The 17,711-nt window shown below is 61.4% G+C and carries 16 protein-coding genes; 5 read left to right on the plus strand and 11 right to left on the minus strand.

All coding sequences use genetic code 11. From position 1 onward, the window contains the following. Positions 1-2 precede the first annotated feature (2 nt). Positions 3-665: a guanylate kinase gene (gene gmk / locus ACEN84_RS15560; protein ID WP_112719525.1), complete on the plus strand. Its 663-nt coding sequence runs from the start codon at positions 3-5 to the stop codon at positions 663-665. Between the two features lie 160 nt (positions 666-825). On the opposite strand, the gene rsmA is transcribed toward gmk, so the two are convergent. The 7 genes from rsmA to ACEN84_RS15595 all read right to left on the minus strand — a co-directional run bounded on the left by rsmA (position 826) and on the right by ACEN84_RS15595 (position 9,275). Then, positions 826-1,653, minus strand: a complete 828-nt coding sequence (rsmA, locus tag ACEN84_RS15565; RefSeq protein WP_413709187.1) for a 16S rRNA (adenine(1518)-N(6)/adenine(1519)-N(6))-dimethyltransferase RsmA — start codon at positions 1,651-1,653, stop codon at positions 826-828. Then, positions 1,653-2,678: a 4-hydroxythreonine-4-phosphate dehydrogenase PdxA gene (gene pdxA, locus ACEN84_RS15570; protein ID WP_413709188.1), complete on the minus strand. Its 1,026-nt coding sequence runs from the start codon at positions 2,676-2,678 to the stop codon at positions 1,653-1,655. The genes rsmA and pdxA overlap by 1 nt, the downstream gene beginning before the upstream one ends. Positions 2,679-2,683: 5 nt before the next feature. After that, complete coding sequence (locus tag ACEN84_RS15575) at positions 2,684-3,622, minus strand: peptidylprolyl isomerase (RefSeq protein ID WP_413709189.1); 939 nt, start codon at positions 3,620-3,622, stop codon at positions 2,684-2,686. Between the two features lie 182 nt (positions 3,623-3,804). Then, positions 3,805-6,168: an LPS-assembly protein LptD gene (locus ACEN84_RS15580; RefSeq protein WP_413709190.1), complete on the minus strand. Its 2,364-nt coding sequence runs from the start codon at positions 6,166-6,168 to the stop codon at positions 3,805-3,807. Further along, the gene (gene lptG, locus ACEN84_RS15585) at positions 6,168-7,256 is read right to left on the minus strand and encodes an LPS export ABC transporter permease LptG (protein ID WP_413709191.1); all 1,089 of its coding nucleotides are present in this window, start codon (positions 7,254-7,256) and stop codon (positions 6,168-6,170) included. The genes ACEN84_RS15580 and lptG overlap by 1 nt, the downstream gene beginning before the upstream one ends. Continuing rightward, entirely contained in the window at positions 7,253-8,428 is a 1,176-nt protein-coding gene (locus ACEN84_RS15590) for an LptF/LptG family permease (protein WP_413709192.1), read from the minus strand. The genes lptG and ACEN84_RS15590 overlap by 4 nt, the downstream gene beginning before the upstream one ends. A 97-nt stretch (positions 8,429-8,525) precedes the next feature. Beyond that, a complete protein-coding gene (locus ACEN84_RS15595; RefSeq protein ID WP_413711314.1) occupies positions 8,526-9,275 on the minus strand; it encodes a phosphatase PAP2 family protein in 750 nt (249 codons plus the stop codon). A gap of 186 nt (positions 9,276-9,461) precedes the next feature. Between ACEN84_RS15595 and ACEN84_RS15600 the strand changes: the two genes are divergently transcribed. Both ACEN84_RS15600 and ACEN84_RS15605 read left to right on the plus strand, forming a co-directional pair. Next, a complete protein-coding gene (locus ACEN84_RS15600; RefSeq protein ID WP_112718816.1) occupies positions 9,462-10,955 on the plus strand; it encodes a leucyl aminopeptidase in 1,494 nt (497 codons plus the stop codon). Positions 10,956-10,975: 20 nt separating this feature from the next. Continuing rightward, positions 10,976-11,425: a DNA polymerase III subunit chi gene (locus ACEN84_RS15605; protein ID WP_413709193.1), complete on the plus strand. Its 450-nt coding sequence runs from the start codon at positions 10,976-10,978 to the stop codon at positions 11,423-11,425. Between the two features lie 19 nt (positions 11,426-11,444). Here the strand turns inward: ACEN84_RS15605 and ACEN84_RS15610 are convergent, their stop codons facing one another. The 4 genes from ACEN84_RS15610 to ACEN84_RS15625 all read right to left on the minus strand — a co-directional run bounded on the left by ACEN84_RS15610 (position 11,445) and on the right by ACEN84_RS15625 (position 15,571). Next, the gene (locus ACEN84_RS15610; RefSeq protein WP_413709194.1) at positions 11,445-11,663 is read right to left on the minus strand and encodes a hypothetical protein; all 219 of its coding nucleotides are present in this window, start codon (positions 11,661-11,663) and stop codon (positions 11,445-11,447) included. A 56-nt stretch (positions 11,664-11,719) separates the two neighbouring features. After that, the gene (locus ACEN84_RS15615; RefSeq protein ID WP_413709195.1) at positions 11,720-12,646 is read right to left on the minus strand and encodes a Gfo/Idh/MocA family protein; all 927 of its coding nucleotides are present in this window, start codon (positions 12,644-12,646) and stop codon (positions 11,720-11,722) included. A 92-nt stretch (positions 12,647-12,738) separates the two neighbouring features. Beyond that, positions 12,739-13,557 carry a polysaccharide deacetylase family protein gene (locus ACEN84_RS15620; protein ID WP_413709196.1) on the minus strand — a complete coding sequence of 273 codons (819 nt, stop codon included), beginning with the start codon at positions 13,555-13,557 and terminating at the stop codon, positions 12,739-12,741. Between the two features lie 130 nt (positions 13,558-13,687). Further along, positions 13,688-15,571, minus strand: a complete 1,884-nt coding sequence (locus ACEN84_RS15625; RefSeq protein ID WP_413709197.1) for an ABC-F family ATP-binding cassette domain-containing protein — start codon at positions 15,569-15,571, stop codon at positions 13,688-13,690. Between the two features lie 205 nt (positions 15,572-15,776). On the opposite strand from ACEN84_RS15625, the gene ACEN84_RS15630 reads away from it, so the two are divergent. Then, complete coding sequence (locus ACEN84_RS15630) at positions 15,777-16,112, plus strand: hypothetical protein (RefSeq protein ID WP_413709198.1); 336 nt, start codon at positions 15,777-15,779, stop codon at positions 16,110-16,112. Continuing rightward, complete coding sequence (locus ACEN84_RS15635) at positions 16,113-17,711, plus strand: methyl-accepting chemotaxis protein (protein ID WP_413709199.1); 1,599 nt, start codon at positions 16,113-16,115, stop codon at positions 17,709-17,711.

Genomic DNA, 17,711 nt, shown 5'->3' on the forward strand with positions numbered 1-17,711 from the left:
CCATGCAACCGACGAAAACGTCGCCCATTCAGATCGCGCGTCGCGGCCTGATGCTTGTCATCTCGTCGCCGTCGGGCGCCGGAAAATCGACGATTGCCCGCACGCTTCTGGCGCAGGATAGCCAGATCGGTCTGTCGGTCAGCGTCACAACGCGCCAGCGCCGCCCGAGCGAGGTCGAGGGCATCCACTATCGCTTCGTCAGCATCCGCGAATTCGAGGTGCTGCGCGATTCCGATTCGCTGCTGGAGTGGGCCGAGGTTCACGGCAATTTCTACGGAACGCCGCGTGCGCCCGTCGAGCAGGCGATGAGCGAAGGCCGCGACATGCTGTTCGACATCGACTGGCAGGGCGCCCAGCAGCTGCAGGAGAAGATGTCGGCTGACGTCGTCTCGATCTTCGTGCTGCCCCCGACCATGACCGAGCTGCAATCCCGCCTGCACCGCCGCGCCGAAGACTCCGAAGAAGTCATCGCCCAGCGGCTGGCCAATTCCCGCGCCGAAATCGGCCACTGGCGCGAATACGACTATGTCATCGTCAACGACGATCTCGAGAAAGCCTTCGACTCCGTTCAGTCGATCGTCAAGGCCGAGCGTCTCCGCCGAGACCGCGGCCACGGCGTCTTCGACTTCGTCACCAAGCTGCTGGAAGAAACGCCGGTTCTTTAAGGGCCGGGCGGGGGGCTCCGCGAGCTTCCCTGGTTCCTGTGCTCTTCACAGGAACCCAGCCGCCGCACGTCCGCGCGGCGAATGACTCTTTCGCCTGAAAAGAAAAGTCGCGCGCGCCTAAGGACTTGGTCGCCCCACGCCCAATGTCCGCACAAGTCCCCTAGAGACTATTCGCCAGCAAGCAAAACTCATCCACCGAAAGCGTCTCGGCCCGCCGCTGCGGATCGATCCCCGCCTTCTGCAGCAGCGCCTCGCCGCCGATCGGCTTCAGGCTCTGGCGCAGCATCTTGCGGCGCTGGCCGAAGGCGGCATGCGTGACCCGCTCAAGGTTGGCGACGGAGCAGGGGATCGGGTTTTCACGCGGCGTCAGGTGCACGACCGTGGACGTCACCTTCGGCGGCGGCGTGAAGGCCTGCGGAGAAATGTCGAAGGCCATATGCGCTTGAGTCCGCCAGCCGGCGAGCACGCCGAGGCGGCCGTAGTGATCGTCGTCCTGTTCGGCGACGATCCGCTCGCCGACTTCCTTCTGGAACATCAGCGTCAGCGACTCCCAGAAGGGCGGCCATTGCTTCGGCATCAGCCAGTTCACCAGAAGCTGCGTGCCGACATTATAGGGAAGGTTGGCGATGATCTTGACCGGACCGTTAGCCGCCATCGCCTCGAAATCGGTCTTCAGCGCGTCGCCTTCGATCACTTCTAGACGGCCGGGATAATGGTCGGCGATCTCGGCGAGCGCCGGCAGGCAGCGCGGATCGCGCTCGACAGCGATCACCTTCTTGGCGCCGAGCGCCAGGATCGCACGCGTCAGGCCGCCAGGACCCGGGCCAACCTCGAACACAGTCGCATTCTCAAGACTGCCGGCAGTGCGGGCAACCTTCTGCGTCAGGTTGAGGTCCAGGAGGAAGTTCTGTCCCAGCGCCTTGCGGGCGTCGAGCCCGTGACGCTGGATGACGTCGCGAAGCGGCGGCAGGCCATCGAGTGCAGCCATCAGCGGCGGCTCTCGGCATTGCGGCCCAGCTGGGCACCGAGCTTCAGCGCGGCGACGAGGCTGTGCTCGCGGGCAATGCCCTTGCCGGCAATGCCGAAGGCCGTGCCGTGATCGGGCGACGTGCGCACGAAGGGCAGGCCAAGCGTGACATTGACGGAATCGTCGAAGCCGAGTGCCTTGGCCGGGATCAGTGCCTGGTCGTGATACATGCAGACGGCGACGTCGTAGCGGGCGCGGGCCTCGTCATGGAACATCGTATCGGCGGGCAGGGGGCCAATGGCATCGATGCCCTCGGCGCGCAACTGCTGCACCGCCGGATGGATAATGTCCTCGTCTTCGCGGCCCATCGTGCCGCTTTCGCCCGCATGTGGATTGAGACCGGCGACGGCGAGCCGAGGCTGGGCGATCCCGAAGCGCGCGATCAGGTCGGCATTGGCAATACGGCAGGTCTCGACGATCAGGGCACCAGTCAGCGCCTGCGGCACGTCCTTGATCGGGATATGGATGGTGACGGGAATGGCTCGCAGCTTCGGCCCGGCAAGCATCATGACCGGCGTCATGGCCTTACCCGTCGCGCGTGCTGCGAGATCGGCAAGAAACTCGGTATGTCCAGGGAATTTGAAGCCCGCCTCGTAAAGCACCGACTTCGCGATCGGGTTCGTCACGACCGCAAGCGCTTCGCCCTTGTGGGTCAGCGCGACCGCGGTCTCGATCGCGGCGATCGTTCCGGCGGCCGTCGCCACATGCGGTTCACCGGCAGCGACTTCAACGCCGGCCGCTATCGGCAGGACCGGCAGAGCTTCGGCAAAGATCTCGCTGGCCGTGTTGGCATCCGCGTGGCGGATCGGCACGGTAACATCGAGCTGACGGGCACGCACGGCGAGCACATCGGGATCGCCGATGAAGAAGAACGGCGCGAGACCGAGCTCGCGGCGGCGCAGCCACGCCATCAGCGTGATATCCGGGCCGACCCCTGCCGGGTCACCCTGCGTTAGCGCCAGTGGCCGCGAGAAGGGGACTGCCATGGCGATCAGCGATAGATGATCTGCGCCTTGGAGCGCAGTTCGTCGAGGTACTTCTTGGAATTCTCGTCGTTAGGCGCTTCCTTGTTGGCCTTCGCCTTGTCGATATCTTCCTGGCGGAACACCATCTCGGCGGCCGTATCGTCGGAAACCTGGCGCTGGCTGCAGATCGCCAGATACTCGACGCCCTTGTCAGTCACGCGGGTTGCTGTCGTGTTGCCCTTGGCCTGCTCGACCAGCGGCTTCCAGTCGGCCGGTAGCTGCGGCGCCAGCATGCGGCCGAGATCACGGATGGAAACGTCACGCATGGTCGCGGCAAAGACCTTCGCCTGATCACAGCCCGGATACTTCGACCGGGATGCTTCCGCTTCGCTCTTGCGCTTGGCGGTAATGCCCTTCTTCGACTGCGGCACCACGAAGATGACCTGTTGCAGCATATACTCGGTGGTCTCCGGCTTCTGCTTGTTGTTCTCCATCATGCGCGAGACGAGATCGCTGCTCGACATGCGGCCGGCGGAGCCGAAGCGCGCGTTGACGACGCGCGGCCAGCTCATCTGCACGGCGATGAACTGCTTGAAATGGTCGGCGCCAACGCCGGCGCGGGTCAGAATGTCGGTCAATTGCGCAACGGTCAGCTTGTTGCCCTGCGCAAAACGGGCGAAGGAAGCATCGACGTCGTCCTTGGAGACAGACATGCGCACGCGGGCGACTTCCTGGCGCTTCAGCGCTTCGTCGACCAGCGATTCCTGGGCACTCTTCGCATCTGCCTTTTGATGCTGAAGCTTCAGGAAGGCCACACGCTTGGCAACGTCACCGGAGGTGATCGCCGTGCCGTTGACAACGGCCTTGACCTCGCTTGCGGCAAAGGCCGGCTGAAACGCGGCAGCCGCGATGCACATCGCAGCGCCTGCAAGGATTGCCGTAACCGTTCTTCTGGCGCCAATCATCTATCGACCCTTCCCTAGACGACACAGTCTATGCGCGCCTATTTCCTTCCATCGAGACCACAGGACGTCATTTCCAGCGAAATGATGCTTTCCTATGCCTCAGATAATTGCTGACGGCAATGTCCTGCAAAAGTCTTGCGGCGAAAGAAAGGCTCTCTTTCTTTCGCCGCCGCTCTTCAAGCTTAGTTGTTGTAGATCTTCTTGTCCGGATCGTCGAAGTTGCCGACGTTGATGTCGCCCAGTGTGCGGAACGTCAACTTGGCGCCGATCGTCCAGTCGCTCGCCGACTCGTCGCTCAGGTCGCGCTTGTCGGTATAGGCGATCGTGAAGATCGTGCACTCATCCTCGTAGGAGAGGCCGATGCTCTTCCGGGCAATGACGTCGTTATTCAGATCCCAGGCGATGCCGCCGAAGATGGACCAGTAATCTTTGAACTTGACCGACGCCTTCGTCTGGATTTCGTCCGCATCCTCCGAGAGGCCGTAGTCCGGCTGTTTGCTGATATGGGTATATATCAGCTGGCTCTGGAAGGTATCATTCTGGAAGCCTGCGGTGAAATCACCGCGGCGGAACGACAGGTCCTTCTCGTCGAGACGGTAGGACGCTGCGAGAGCCAGGCCCTGAGGCGTCTCGATGCCGCCAAGGCCGACATAGTCGGAGCGCGACGTCTCAAGACCGGATTCGGCACCTGCATTGACGAGGTCGGCGGTTGCGAAGGAGTTGTCGCCGGCGAGCTGGAAGGACTGGCCGAAGATACCGTGCAGCTTGTAGCCGCTGTCGAATGTGCCCGTGTACTGGAAGCCGATATTGGCGCGCGTGCCACCCTCGATACGGTCATAACCAGAGAACTTGTCACGATCGAACAGGTTGGTCGCGTCGAAGACAAAGCTCTGCGCATCTTCGTTCGGCAAGGCGCCTGCGAGCGGCTCGTCGGGGCGCGCATAAACCTGCGCAATCGGTTCGATCACATGCGAGCTGTTCGAAGTCGTGATCAGGAACGGATAACGGACTTCGAGGCCAGCGGTCACCATGCCTCTAGTTGCTGCGTCGCCGTTGTCGAAGTCACCATTGTAGACAGACGTCCCGCTGATCGAGTTCGGGTCGTCGACATTGAGTGAGAAGGCATCACCGCGCGCAGCAAGCAGCGGCGTGATCAGCACACCCGCAGGCGTCACAAACGTTCGCTTCCATTCCAACTCGCCGCTGAGGCGCGTGGTCTGTCCCTTCAGCGAGAACCTGTCGTCACCAAGCGGATTGTCGAAGAAGCTGTCATGCGTCCGCGAGATATTGGTCAGATTGACGTCGAGTGACAGTTCACCACCTGCAAGCGGCTGCGGCGCGACATAGTGGTAGTCCATCGCCGGATAGACGATTGCCTGCTGCTTCTCGGACTCGCTCGTCGCGTCAGCATCTTGCACGTCAAAATAGAAAGACCGAAGATCAAAGTAGTTACGCTTACCCAATCCAGTTAAGTAAACTTGATTGGTGTGCGTCGTCTGATCGTAGCCCTTCAGCTCATAGGTGCGCGAGAAATTGTTGTCGGACTGGTACATGACGTCCCAGCCGAAGGTCCAACGCGGATTGATCTTGAACTCGGCCTGTGACGCGATCATGCCACGTTCGTCACGTTGGTCGCTTGTGTCCGCTGTGAACCGCTCGGGGTTCATCTGATTGATTCCGGCCATCCGAAGCGTATGCGTGCCGTTTTCGAACCGTTGGCGGAACTCGGCATCGAGCAAGAAGCCCTGCTCCGTATAACCGGTACCCGTCACCGTAGCATCCATGCTCGGGGAGAATACATAATAGTAGGGAACGGAAAGACCAAATCCGAGATTCTGCGACGTGCTCATCGTCGGGAACAGGAAACCCGACTTGCGCTTCACGGTGTTATCGGGGACTTCGATCCACGGAATGTAAGCGATCGGCGTGCCGAGCAGCTCGAAGCGAGCCTTCTCCAGGCGAATCGTATGCTTCTCGCCGTTCTGGATGACGCGCTCGGCCTTGACCTGCCAGAATGGCGGCTTTTCAGGGTTTTCGGCGCAGGGTAAGCAGGCCGTATAGACGCCCTTGTTCAGGATCATCTGCGTGCCGCCGACGCGCTCACCGCTTTCGGCGACGATGCGCGTATTGTCCGCTGTCTCGATACGGAGCGCGTTGATGAAGCCGTTCGCAAAATCGTCGGTAACGTCGAGCTTGTCGGAATACATCCGGTTGCCATCGGGACTGATCATCTCGATGTTGCCGAGCGCCATCATCCGGCCGGTCTTCTGATTGTATTCGACGCGCTGCGCCACCAGCTTGTAGCCGGCGTAATTGATCTGAACGCCACCCGTGACGGAAACGATCTGCTGGTCCTTGTTATAGACCAGTTCGTTTGCCGAAAGCACCAGCTTCTGGCCCTCTTGGACCTTCGGCTGCAGCTTCTGGATAGCTGGATTTTCCTGTGCAAAGACTTCTGGAATGCTGCCGGAATAGCTGAGCAGAGTCGCACCTGCGAGCAGGGCAACCAACTGTTTACTAAAAGTCTTGCGGTCGCCTGCCGCCACTAGCCATCCTCCTGATGAAGCAGAATCGTTGCGCCGAGTGCCAGCGCGACGACTACCGGAATCCAGGCCGCCACGAAAGGCGGCACAACTCCGCTGCTTCCAAATGCTTTTACAAGCACGGTCAGCACATAAAGCACGAAGCCTGAGAGGATGCCACCCAGAATCACGGACCTCGATTGGTTGAACCGGCTAAATTTCAGGGACACTGTTGCAGCAATGAGAGTCATCGCTACGAGAAGCAGCGGCTGCGACAGCAGTGAGTGGAATTGCGTCTCCAGCGCCTTGGTCGGAACACCGAAGGATTTCGCAATTTCAATTCGATTAGAAAGATCAAAAAAAGCAATGGTTTCAGGTGGAGTCAGGCGCTCCCTGACGAAATCCTGCTTCAAATTGGTACGCAGTTGTACCGTATCCTTGCGCTGGACGACTTCGCCGGGGCGGCGCTCCGTCACATCCTTAAGAAGCCAGTAACCATCTTCCAACTTTGCCGACTTCGCATCCTGGCGCAGGATCACCCGGCCATCCGAATCGAAGTGGATAAGCACCGCGTCCGTCAGCAGCGTGCCGTTCTCAAGGATCGTCTGCGCGCCAATGATAACGTCGTCCTGGCCGCTGATCTGACGAATCCACGGGATCTGCGATGCCTTGTTGGCAAGCTTGTCCTGGCCGCGCCAATCGGTCTCGACGAGCGCGGCCTGGCGCTGGCCCCAAGCGGCAATCGGGTTGATGACCGTGACCGTCAAAGCGCCGAGCAGCAAGGCGCCGACAACGAAGGGCGTCATGAACTGCCAGACGGAAATGCCTGCCGCGCGGGTGACGACCAGTTCGTATTTCCGGTTGAGCCCTATCAGCACGGTCATGCCAACAAAGAGGGCGATGAACGGGATCGTCTGCTGCAAAAGAAGTGGCAGACGAACCACCGTCATCAACAGGCCGCTCGCAACCGTGTAGCCGGGAAGGCCGGACATTCGGGTGGCAGTCTCGCTGAAGTCAATCAGGAAGACGATGCTGATGATTCCGAGGAAGAACCAGACCGTCGTCACCATGTAGCGGCGGAACAAGTAACGTCCAAGCGTGCCGAAGATCATGCGGCACCTCCGGATTTTCCATTTTTGCGTGGGCCGAGGTGGCTGCTCACAAAACGCGAAATCGCTGAAAGGCGATCGCCGATTGCCGTCGGAACGAGCTGCCGGTGGAAATTGAGAAGGACAATCGAAACCAGAGAAGCAACAACAGGGATGCCGTAAAGGAGCATAATGTAAACTGGACGGGTATCGATCTCATTGGCGACGTAGAAAGATGCCCAGCGAAGAGCAAAGGCGATCCCGAGCGCCGAAATCATCGGGTGGAGGCGCGCTTCGCGATGCGAGCGTGCGTCGCCGGCAATCACAAGTGAAATTAGAGCAAAGACGAAAGGCAGCGTCCAGTCCGTCAGGCGCCGATGCAGCTCGGCGGTGTAACTGCCTGGTTTCGCAATGTAATCCTTATCCGTCGGGTCGGGGTTCAAAAGGAACGCCAGATCGCGGTCGCTGGCACGCAGCGTCGCCTCGCCACGGTTTTCCGTCAGGTCCGACAGGTCGAAGGAATAGGAATCGAAGCGGATGATCGAGACGTTGCCGTCGCGCGTCTTTCTCTGAACTTCGCCATCCTTCATGAGCAGCGATGTGCCACTTTGATCGACCGCGCCTTCGCGCGCATAATAGATCATGTCGAAAGCCGGATCGCGCTCATCGACGACGAAGAGCCCGCGCAGCACGCGGCCTGCAAGACGTTCGGATATCTGAACGTAGAGGCCGTCGTCGATCTTGCGGAAGTTCTTTTCCTCGATGACGGTCGAGAGCAGGTCGGCATAGGTCGCGGCGACCATTGCGCGTACGCCAGTCTTTGCCTTCGGCTCCACGACGTTGTCGACCAAGAAGGAGAAGACGCTGATGACGGCCGCAAGCAGCAGGATCGGGCGCACCAGGATGCTGCGCTTGGCCCCGGCAGCGTCGATGACGGTCAGTTCGGAATCGTTGTTCATCGTCGTCAGCGTCTGAGTGATGCCGATGACGAGAGCGAAGGGCAGGACGATCGGAATGATCGACGGCAGGATCAGCGTTGCCAGCATCGCGAACGATCCGACGGATTGCCCGCTGTCGGTCACGAGATTGACGCGCTGCAGCACCTGAGTCGTCCAGATGATCGCAAGCACTGGCAGCAGCGCTACGAAAAACATCTGGCCGACGCGCCGCAATATGTAGATCTCGAGAAGTTTCATGCCTGCCCTTGAACGATCCGCCGGGCAAACGCCCCGCAGCGGATTCCATCTACGATGTTTGTTTCGCTTTTGCGACCGGTCCGGCTCAAAAATTCATTCAAATTTCAGAATTTTTTGGGCGGTGTGACGAATCTGTGAACGCGTAGAGACCGGCAAAGACGACGACCGCGAGCAGCCAGCCGAGGATGATGTCGGAAAGGAAATGGCCGCCGAAAGCGAGCCGCATCATGGGTGTCAGCAGCGACACCGCGACAACTGGCAGGAAAAGCCCGGTTCTCGCCGGCTGCGGAATGAATACCAGCAGACAGAGAAGCCAGCCGGCACTCGCCGCTTCGCCCGAGATGAACGAACAGTTGCTGACGCACTTGCCCGCGAAGGATCCGGCCTGGACGAAGTCCATCATGCCGCCGAATTCGGTGACGGAAACCGGGCGAGGGCGGCCCCAATGTTCCTTCAGGATCAGATTGACGATCAGGCCCGGGCCGATCAGCAGCGAGCCGAGCGCGACCTTAAGATTGCGTGCCCGGACCGCGTTGAACGTTGCTCCATGCTGCGTGTAGCAGGCGATCAGGAAGCCGAGCTGAACGATCGCCACCACGTAGGGCAGCCGGAAGAAGATGACGCGGAGATTTTTGAGGAACCAGTTGCCGGCCAGCGTGAAGGAGCCGCAGACATCGCCGGCAAGCGCGGTGGCGTCGCAGGTCGCGGGCGTGAAGAAGTAGTGCGAGGTCGCCAGATCGATCCCGGGAAAGGCGTAGAAGATGACGAGCAGCAGCCACCACAGGCAGAAGAGCCCGACGAAAATATCCGCAGCGGTCGGCGGAAAGCTGATTCTCCAGCCGGAAATATAGGTCTTGAGGGCTGCAATCACTGTCGATGTCTTCCGTTGGCCTGGCCTTCCCGCGGCGCGCTGGCTTTCTGCCCCGGCGGCGCGGATTTGTCCATGGCCCGGCGATCACGTCTTGTTTTCGGACATGAAACCCGGAATGATCGCCGCCGGAGAGGATTCCGCTGCGAATCCCAAGGAGAAGACATGTCTGTTAAATTTGATATTTCATTCGCGAAATCCGCCAAGATTAGCGGCGGCCTTACCGTTCTCTTGAAGGCCGGCGACGGCGAGCTTGCGGCTGGCGCAGAAATTGCCGACCCCGCGGGCGTCATTGCCAAGGCATCCAAGATCGCGAAGTTTTCCGCCAAGGCGATGTCGGCGCTCGATCTCGTCGCCCCCGAAGGCTCCCCCGCGGACCGCCTCTTCGTCATCGGTCTCGGCAAGCCGCAGGATTTGGTTGCGCATGACTGGCTGAAGCTCGGCGGTATCGCTGCCGGCAAGATCAAGGGCGCCGACAAGGCGACGATCTTCATCGATGCGCCGGGTGCGGCGATCGACGCTAAGGCTGCCTCCGGCTTTGCGCTCGGCATGCTGATGCGCGCCTACGCTTTCGATAATTACAAGACCAAGAAATCCGACGAGGACGACAAGGCGAATGGCAAGTCGGCCAAGGTGACGATCGTCACTGCCGATGCCTCCGGCGCCAAGAAGGCGCTGGCCGATGCCGAAGCCGTCGCCGAGGGCGTCAATCTCGCCCGCGATCTCGTCAACGAGCCGCCGAATGTGCTTGGCCCGGTCGAATTTGCCGCCAAGGCAAAGGAGCTTGAGAAGCTCGGCGTCGAAGTGGAAATCCTGACGGAACGCGAAATGAAGCGGCTCGGCATGGGGGCGCTGCTCGGTGTTGCCCAGGGTTCCGTCCGGCCGCCGCGTCTGGCTATCATGCATTGGAAGGGCGGCAAGGCGAAGGACCGGCCGATCGCCTTCATCGGCAAGGGCGTCGTCTTCGATACCGGCGGCATCTCGATCAAGCCGGCCGCCGGCATGGAAGACATGAAGGGCGATATGGGCGGCGCCGCAGCCGTGACCGGTCTCATGCATGTGCTCGCCGCCCGCAAGGCGGAGGTCAATGCCGTCGGCATCATCGGTCTTGTGGAAAACATGCCCGATGGCAACGCGCAGCGCCCCGGCGATATCGTCACCTCGATGTCCGGCCAGACGATCGAGATCATCAACACCGATGCCGAAGGCCGCCTCGTGCTCTGCGATGCGCTCTGGTATTGCAACGACCGCTTCAAGCCGCGCTTCATGATCAACCTGGCAACGCTGACCGGCGCCATCATGGTCGCGCTCGGCAATGTCCATGCCGGTCTGTTCTCGAACGACGACACGCTATCGGCGCAGCTGACGTCCGCCGGTCTCGCCACCAACGAGAAGCTCTGGCGCATGCCGCTCGGCCGCGATTACGACAAGATGATTGACTCGAAATTCGCCGACATGAAGAACACCGGCGGCCGCTATGCCGGTTCGATCACCGCGGCGCATTTCCTGAAGCGCTTCGTGCAGGAAACGCCCTGGGCGCATCTCGATATCGCCGGCACCGCGCTCGGCTCGCCGCAGGACGAGATCAACCAGTCCTGGGGCTCTGGTTTCGGCGTGCGCCTGCTTGATCAGCTCGTGCGCGACCATTACGAGGCCTGATCCCGGGCTGGAATGCAGGCATGACCGAAGTCCTTTTCTACCATCTGACGGAATCCAAGCTGGAGGACGCGTTGCCGCCGCTCGTCGACAAGAGCGTCGAACGCGGCTGGCGCGTTGCCATCCAGATGAAGGAGCCGGCAAGACGGGATGCGCTCGACACCCATCTCTGGACCTATAGGGACGACAGTTTCCTGCCGCACGGCACCGACGAGAGCGAACTGGCTGGCGATCAGCCGGTTCTGCTCACCGTCACCGGCGGTAACGCCAACCAGGCGACCGTCCGCTTCATCGTCGATGGCGCCGAACCACCGCAAGCCGATGCCTATGAGCGCATCGTCTTCATGTTCGACGGTTACGATCCGGAACAGCTGGAAGGCGCCCGCGCGCAATGGAAGAAGCTGAAGGGCGAGGGCCATAACCTCACCTATTGGCAGCAGACGCCCGAGGGGCGCTGGGAGAAGAAGGCCTAAGCCTTCAAACTAGGCACGTTCAGCCATCCCGCTTGAACGTCCACTTCACAACGTAGTCGCCGTTGCGCTTGAGTTTCGTCTTGGTCTTCAGCCGCACCGGGCCGCCGAGGGCGGCTTCGGCTTTTTCGAAGACCTGGCGGGCTTCGGCCATGGCAGCGTGGTAGGCGCTGTTGTCGCGCTTCGGGGTCTCGGCGACTTCCTTGAGGAGGGCGGTCAGTTCCGGTTTGTCTTCGGCCATCTCCGCCCTCGCTTCAGGTTGGGGATGCGGCGCCGGGCACCGCATCGTCCTTGTGATCAATCGTGGAAGGCTTCCACGAACTTGCGCTTGCCGAGCATGAAGGCATCGGCAACGTGGCGCAGCGGCGCCAGGTCAACGTCGGACTTGCCGGTCTTGATGATCTCGGCGAAGCGGCGGTAGAGCGACGGATATTCTTCTTCCGGTGCCGAGAACTTCAGCTCGCCGTTGACAGAAAGCTTGGAGCCGCCTTCGGCCAGTTCCATCGTGCCAGCTGCCGTCTCGGCGATGATGTCCCAGCTCTGTTTGCCGGTCTGGCGCCAGTCGAATTCGCCATGGACGGTCATTGCGCCGGCATCGCGGAAATGCAGGTCGGCCGCGATCGGGGCGTCGCGGTTCTCCGGGAATTCAAGCGTGGCACCGGTCAGGAAGATGGCGCGCGGCAGGATGTGGGTGACGATCGACAGGGCGTTGATGCCGGGATCGAAGACGCCGAGGCCGCCGGCCTGCCAGATCCAGTCCTGGTTCGGATGCCAGTGGCGCACGTCTTCCTTCCAGATGACGTGAACCTTCTTGATCTCGGTCTTCGAAAGGAAATCCCTGGCTGCCTCGACGGCCGCGGCATAGCGCGAATGCCAGCTGGCAAACAGCGAGACGCCCTTGGCGGCGGCCAGCGCTTCGAGATCGGCCACTTCGCTCAGCGTCGCGCCTGGCGGCTTTTCAAGAAACACGTGCTTGCCAGCCGAAAGGGCCTTGTAGGCGGCTTCATAGCGGTATTGCGGCGGCATGCAGAGCGAAACGGCGTTGATCTCGGGAACCGCTTCGAGCATCGCCTCGATCGTCGTGAAGCTCTGGATGCCCTCCACCGTGCCGTGGCGGCTCGCTGTTGCGACGAGCTTGTAATCGGCATTCTTGTCGATGGAAGGAAGATGCTGGTCGCGGACGATCTTGCCGACGCCGACGATGGCGAGGTTGATGGGGGACATGACGGGTGTTCGCTCCGGTGTGCTCAAAAGTATGATTTATTGGGCGCCTGTTTTAACAGAACTCTACAGCCGGGCAAGCCGTCATGTCACCTTCAGAGTGAGGCCATTTCGACGGCTTTGGCGTCCTTTTTGAACTTCAGCGTCACCACCTTGTAGCCCTCGGCTTCGAGACGGGCGAGGAGGGCGGGCAGCATGGCGGCGGTGCGCTTGTGGATGTCGTGCATCAGGATGATACCACGGCCGCGCTGGCGCAGCCGGTTCATGGCGCGATCGGCCACCTGGTCCGGCGTGGAGTTGAAATAGTCCTTGGTGTCGACATCGACATCCATGACGATCATCTCGCGCGCCGCGACGGCCGAGCGCAGCTTGCGGCTGTCGGCGAGGTAGGGGAAGCGGAAGAAGTTGACGTCGGTGCCGGTCGCCTTGGTCACGGCAGCTTCGCCGCGGGCGATCTCCGCTATCGCCATGTCGAAGGACAGGGTGTTCAGGTTCGGGTGCTTGTAGGTGTGGCTGCCGATCGTGTTGCCTTCCATGGCGACGCGCCGCGCCAGTTCCGGATGCAGCGCCGCCATTTCGCCGACCATCATGAAGGCGCCCTTGACGCCGAAGCGGTCGAGCGTTGCGAGCACCCGGTCGGTACGGCCGGGGATCGGGCCGTCGTCGAAGGAGAGCACGACTTCCTTCGGCTCCAGCTTCAAATCCTTGAGCGATGAAACGGTCAGCGCCCGGCCGGCAAGATGATGCGTCTCGCCGAAAGCGAGATTGGCGGGCTTGGGAAAGCCCGTGGTGCTCTCCTCGGTCTTGATCGAAGACGTCTTGATCGTCTTGTCGGGGGCAGGCTGCTTGGTTGTCTGGCAGCCGCAAAGGGCAAGCGCGAGAACGACACTCGAAAGAAGGGCGATACGGGACATGAAAGGGGCTCAACAAATCAGTAATGAATGTTGAGACAACCTTTCGAATTATGGTTAACGATCGGTTTAAATCGGATGTCCGGCCGTTAACTTGTGCCCTTCTGCCGCAGCCTTTTCCGGGCGCTTGTGGCTATCCTGCCATAGCCTCTTCGTATTCAGCCGAAAGCTCCAGCCATTGCTCTTCGGCAGCGGAAAGTTTTGCTGCCGCTTCGCCGCGCTGCTTGGCCTTCTCGGCTGCCTTGGCCGGCGCCTTCTCGTAGAGAACCGGATCTGCAAGTTCCGCATCAAGCGCCTGAATCTGTTTCTCCAGCTTGCCCGTCAAGGATTCGATTTCGTTGATCTTTTTCTTGAGCGGCGCCAGCGAGGCGCGCTTGTCGGCATTCAGCTTGCGCTGCTCGGCCTTGCTCGCCGGGTCGTCGGCACTCTGGACCTTCTCGTCCTTCTTCCTGCCCGAGGAAACGATCAGGTCACGATACTCGTCCATGTCGCCGTCGAAATTGGAGACCGTGCCGTTATTGACCAGCCACAGCCGGTCGACGGTCGCCTCGATCAGGTGACGGTCGTGCGAGATCAGGATGACGGCGCCGTCATAATCGTTCAGCGCCTCGATCAGCGCCCGGCGGCTGTCGATATCGAGATGGTTGGTCGGTTCGTCGAGGATCAGGAGGTTCGGCGCATGGAAGGCGGCAAGGCCCATCAGCAGGCGCGCCTTCTCGCCACCGGAAAGGTCCTTGGCGGCCGTCGCCATCTTTTCGGTCGCAAGGCCCATCTGAGCGACGCGGGCGCGCACCTTGGCCTCGGGTTCGGTCGGCATCAGGCGGCGCACATGCTCCACCGGGGTCTCGTTTGGCACGAGATCGTCGAGCTGATGCTGGGCGAAGAAGCCGATCTTCAGATTAGAGGCGATCCGCAAGTCGCCGCTCTCGGCGTTCAGGCGCCCGGCAATGAACTTCGCGAAGGTCGACTTGCCGTTGCCGTTGGAGCCGAGGAGGGCGATGCGGTCGTCATTGTCGATGCGCAGCGTGATGTTCTTCAAGATCGGCTTGCCCGGCTCATAGCCGACGGCGCCGCCCTGGATCGCGACGATCGGCGAGGCCGGTTGCTTCTCGGGTTCGGGGAAGGTGATCGGTTGGACGTGATCCTCGATGACGGCGGCAACAGTTCCCATGCGCTCCAGCGCCTTGACGCGCGACTGCGCCTGGCGGGCCTTGGAGGCCTTGGCCTTGAAGCGGTCGATGAAGCTCTGCAGGTGCTTGCGCGCCGCATCGTTCTTCGCCTTCGCCTTCATCTGCAATTCGTCGGCTTCGGCCTTCTGGCGCTCGAACTGGTCGTAGCCGCCGCGATAGAAGGTCAGCTTCTTCTGGTCGAGATGGACGATCGAATTGACCGCGTTGTTCAGCATGTCGCGGTCGTGGCTGATGACGATGACCGTATGCGGGTAGCGGCGCACGTAATCCTCGAGCCACATCGTGCCTTCGAGGTCGAGATAGTTGGTCGGCTCGTCGAGCAGCAGGAGATCAGGCTCGGCAAACAGCACCGAGGCGAGCGCCACGCGCATGCGCCAGCCACCCGAGAAGGAGGAGGCAGGCCGCAGCTGGGCTTCCTGGCTGAAGCCGAGGCCGGCGAGAATGCTGGCGGCGCGGGCTTCGGCCGAATGCGCATCGATATCGACGAGCCGCGTCTGGATCTCGGCGATGCGATGCGCATCGGTCGCCGTTTCCGCTTCCTTGAGAAGCGAAGCGCGCTCCTTGTCGGCCGAGAGCACGATTTCGATCAGCGACTGCTCCGTCGCCGGCGCTTCCTGCGCCACCTGGCCGATCCGCGCATTCTTCGGGATCGAGACGCTGCCGGTCTCGGCGCCGAGATCGCCGGTGATGATGCGGAAAAGCGTCGACTTGCCCGCGCCATTCCGCCCGACAAGGCCTGCCTTGGTACCCGCCGGAAGCGTCACGCTGGCATGGTCGAGGAGAAGGCGCCCGGCAATGCGGGCAGAGATTTCGGTAATCGTGATCATGCCCGGCGTTTTGGCCGAAACGGCGGATCAAGGCAAGGCCGTCGCGCGCTTTCGCAAATGCTCGGGCAGAAGTTGCAGTCGTTCGCCGAAATCGCCGCGTCTGCAACTTCTGAAGAGTATTTTCTAATAGTCTCTGCGTGATCGTAAGAACATGTTCGGTAATAAATGCTTAAATCTGAATGTATATATTTCGAATATTGAATTCATGACGTTTGAAGCTGCTATGCATTCTGATCAAGCAGAGATAAGCGGCGGAAAGATATTGATCTATTTCATCATATTTTTCTGCCTTTTCCTTTCCGTGGCTGCCATGCCATCGGGGCGTTTCGTCGTCGTGGTCACCGAACCCGGCGAGCCCGCCGGTCATGTCATCGATGTCATCGGCACGGCCGGTGGCTCCTTCGTCGCTCCGGGCGCATTTTCCTGGATCGCCATCGCCTATTCCGATGCCGATAATTTCCCCGCGCGCCTGAGACGTTCCGGTGCGCTCTTCGTACTCAACCATGCTCTGGCGGTGGGTTGCCTGCAAAAGGAGAGTTGAATGAATTCGCTTGAGAAATTGCGCAATATGGTCGGCCCCTATGTCGTCGGCCTGCTATGGGTGAATGCGCTTCTGACGGCGCTGCACCAGATCGTCGCCGCCGAACAATTCCAGGCGATGCCTGTGATCGCGCAGTTCCTCGTCGCTGCGCTGGCGACCGCCAACTGGGCGAAGGACCGTACCGGCGCCAATACCCGGATCATCAGCTCGATCGCCCATGCCGTCAGCGTCTCGATCCTCGTCTATGCCTTCGAAGGCTCGGGACTGCAGATCGACATCCACATGTATTTCTTCGCGTCGCTGGCGATCTGCGCGGCCTGGATCGATTGGAAGGCGGTCGTGGCCTACGCCGGCGTCGTCGCGCTGCATCACGTCTTGCTCTATGTCCTGGCGCCGCTCGCCGTCTTCCCGGGCGCCTCCGGTTTCGATCGCGTCATCCTCCACGCCGTCGTTCTCGTGCTTCAGGCCGGTGCATTGATCGGCCTGACGCGGGCTGTGACGCTTTCCTTCTCTTCCGCCGATGCCGGTATCGCTGCGGCTCAGGCCGCGCAGACCGCCGAACGCGACATGAGCGCCAAGGCGCGCGAGGCAGATCGGATGGCGGATCAGGAGCGCCATCAGCGCGAGGCCGAAAAGCAGCACGAGCGCGCCGCGATCGACTTCGCCGTCAAGACCTTGCATGGTGCGCTGAGCGAGCTTTCCTCCGGTAACCTGCAAGTTCGCATCGGCGAGCGGCTGGCCGGCGATCTCGACAATCTGCGCGCCCATTTCAACCAGTCGGTCGAAAACCTGCAGAGCGCCGTCGCCCAGGCAACCGATGCAACGGTGACCGTGCGCAGCGGCGCCGGTCAGATCAGTGATGCGGCGCGCGACCTCTCCGTCCGCACGGAGCGGCAGGCGGTAGCCATCCAGGAAACCGTCACGGCGCTGGAGAGCGTCGAGAATGCCGTGCGCCATTCGAGCGCGACGGCCGATCAGGTGGGCGTTCTCGTCTCCCGCGCCCGCAGCGGTGCGGAGCACTCCGGCGAGATCGTCACCAGCGCCGTCGATGCCATGGGCCGGATCGAAAACAGCGCCCGCGAGATCAACCAGATCATCGGCGTCATCGACGAGATCGCCTTCCAGACCAATCTCCTGGCGCTGAATGCCGGGGTCGAGGCTGCGCGCGCCGGCGAGGCAGGCAAGGGTTTTGCGGTGGTGGCGCAGGAAGTGCGCGAGCTCGCCCAGCGCTCTGCGACTGCCGCCAAGGAGATCAAGCAGCTCATCACCGCCTCGAGCGGCCACGTCCGCAGCGGCGTCACGCTCGTCGATCAGGCGGGCGAGGCATTGAACAAGATCGCTGCCGAGGTCACCGAGATCAGCTCGCATGTCACCACGATCGTCACCGGCGCCCGTGAACAGGCGACCGGCCTGCGCGACATCAGCTCCGCCATCGCGCAGATCGACAGCAGCACGCAGCAGAATTCGGCAATGGTCGAGGAGACCTCCGCAGCGACGGCAGCACTTTCCCGCGAAGCCGACACGCTTGAGCAGTTGATGTCCGGCTTCCGCACCGGCGGGGCGAGCTGGAGGGCGGGCGCGTCGCTGAAGGTCGCCTAA

Origin of the sequence: Rhizobium sp. Rhizsp82, assembly GCF_047325115.1 — a bacterium.
Taxonomy (GTDB): domain Bacteria; phylum Pseudomonadota; class Alphaproteobacteria; order Rhizobiales; family Rhizobiaceae; genus Rhizobium.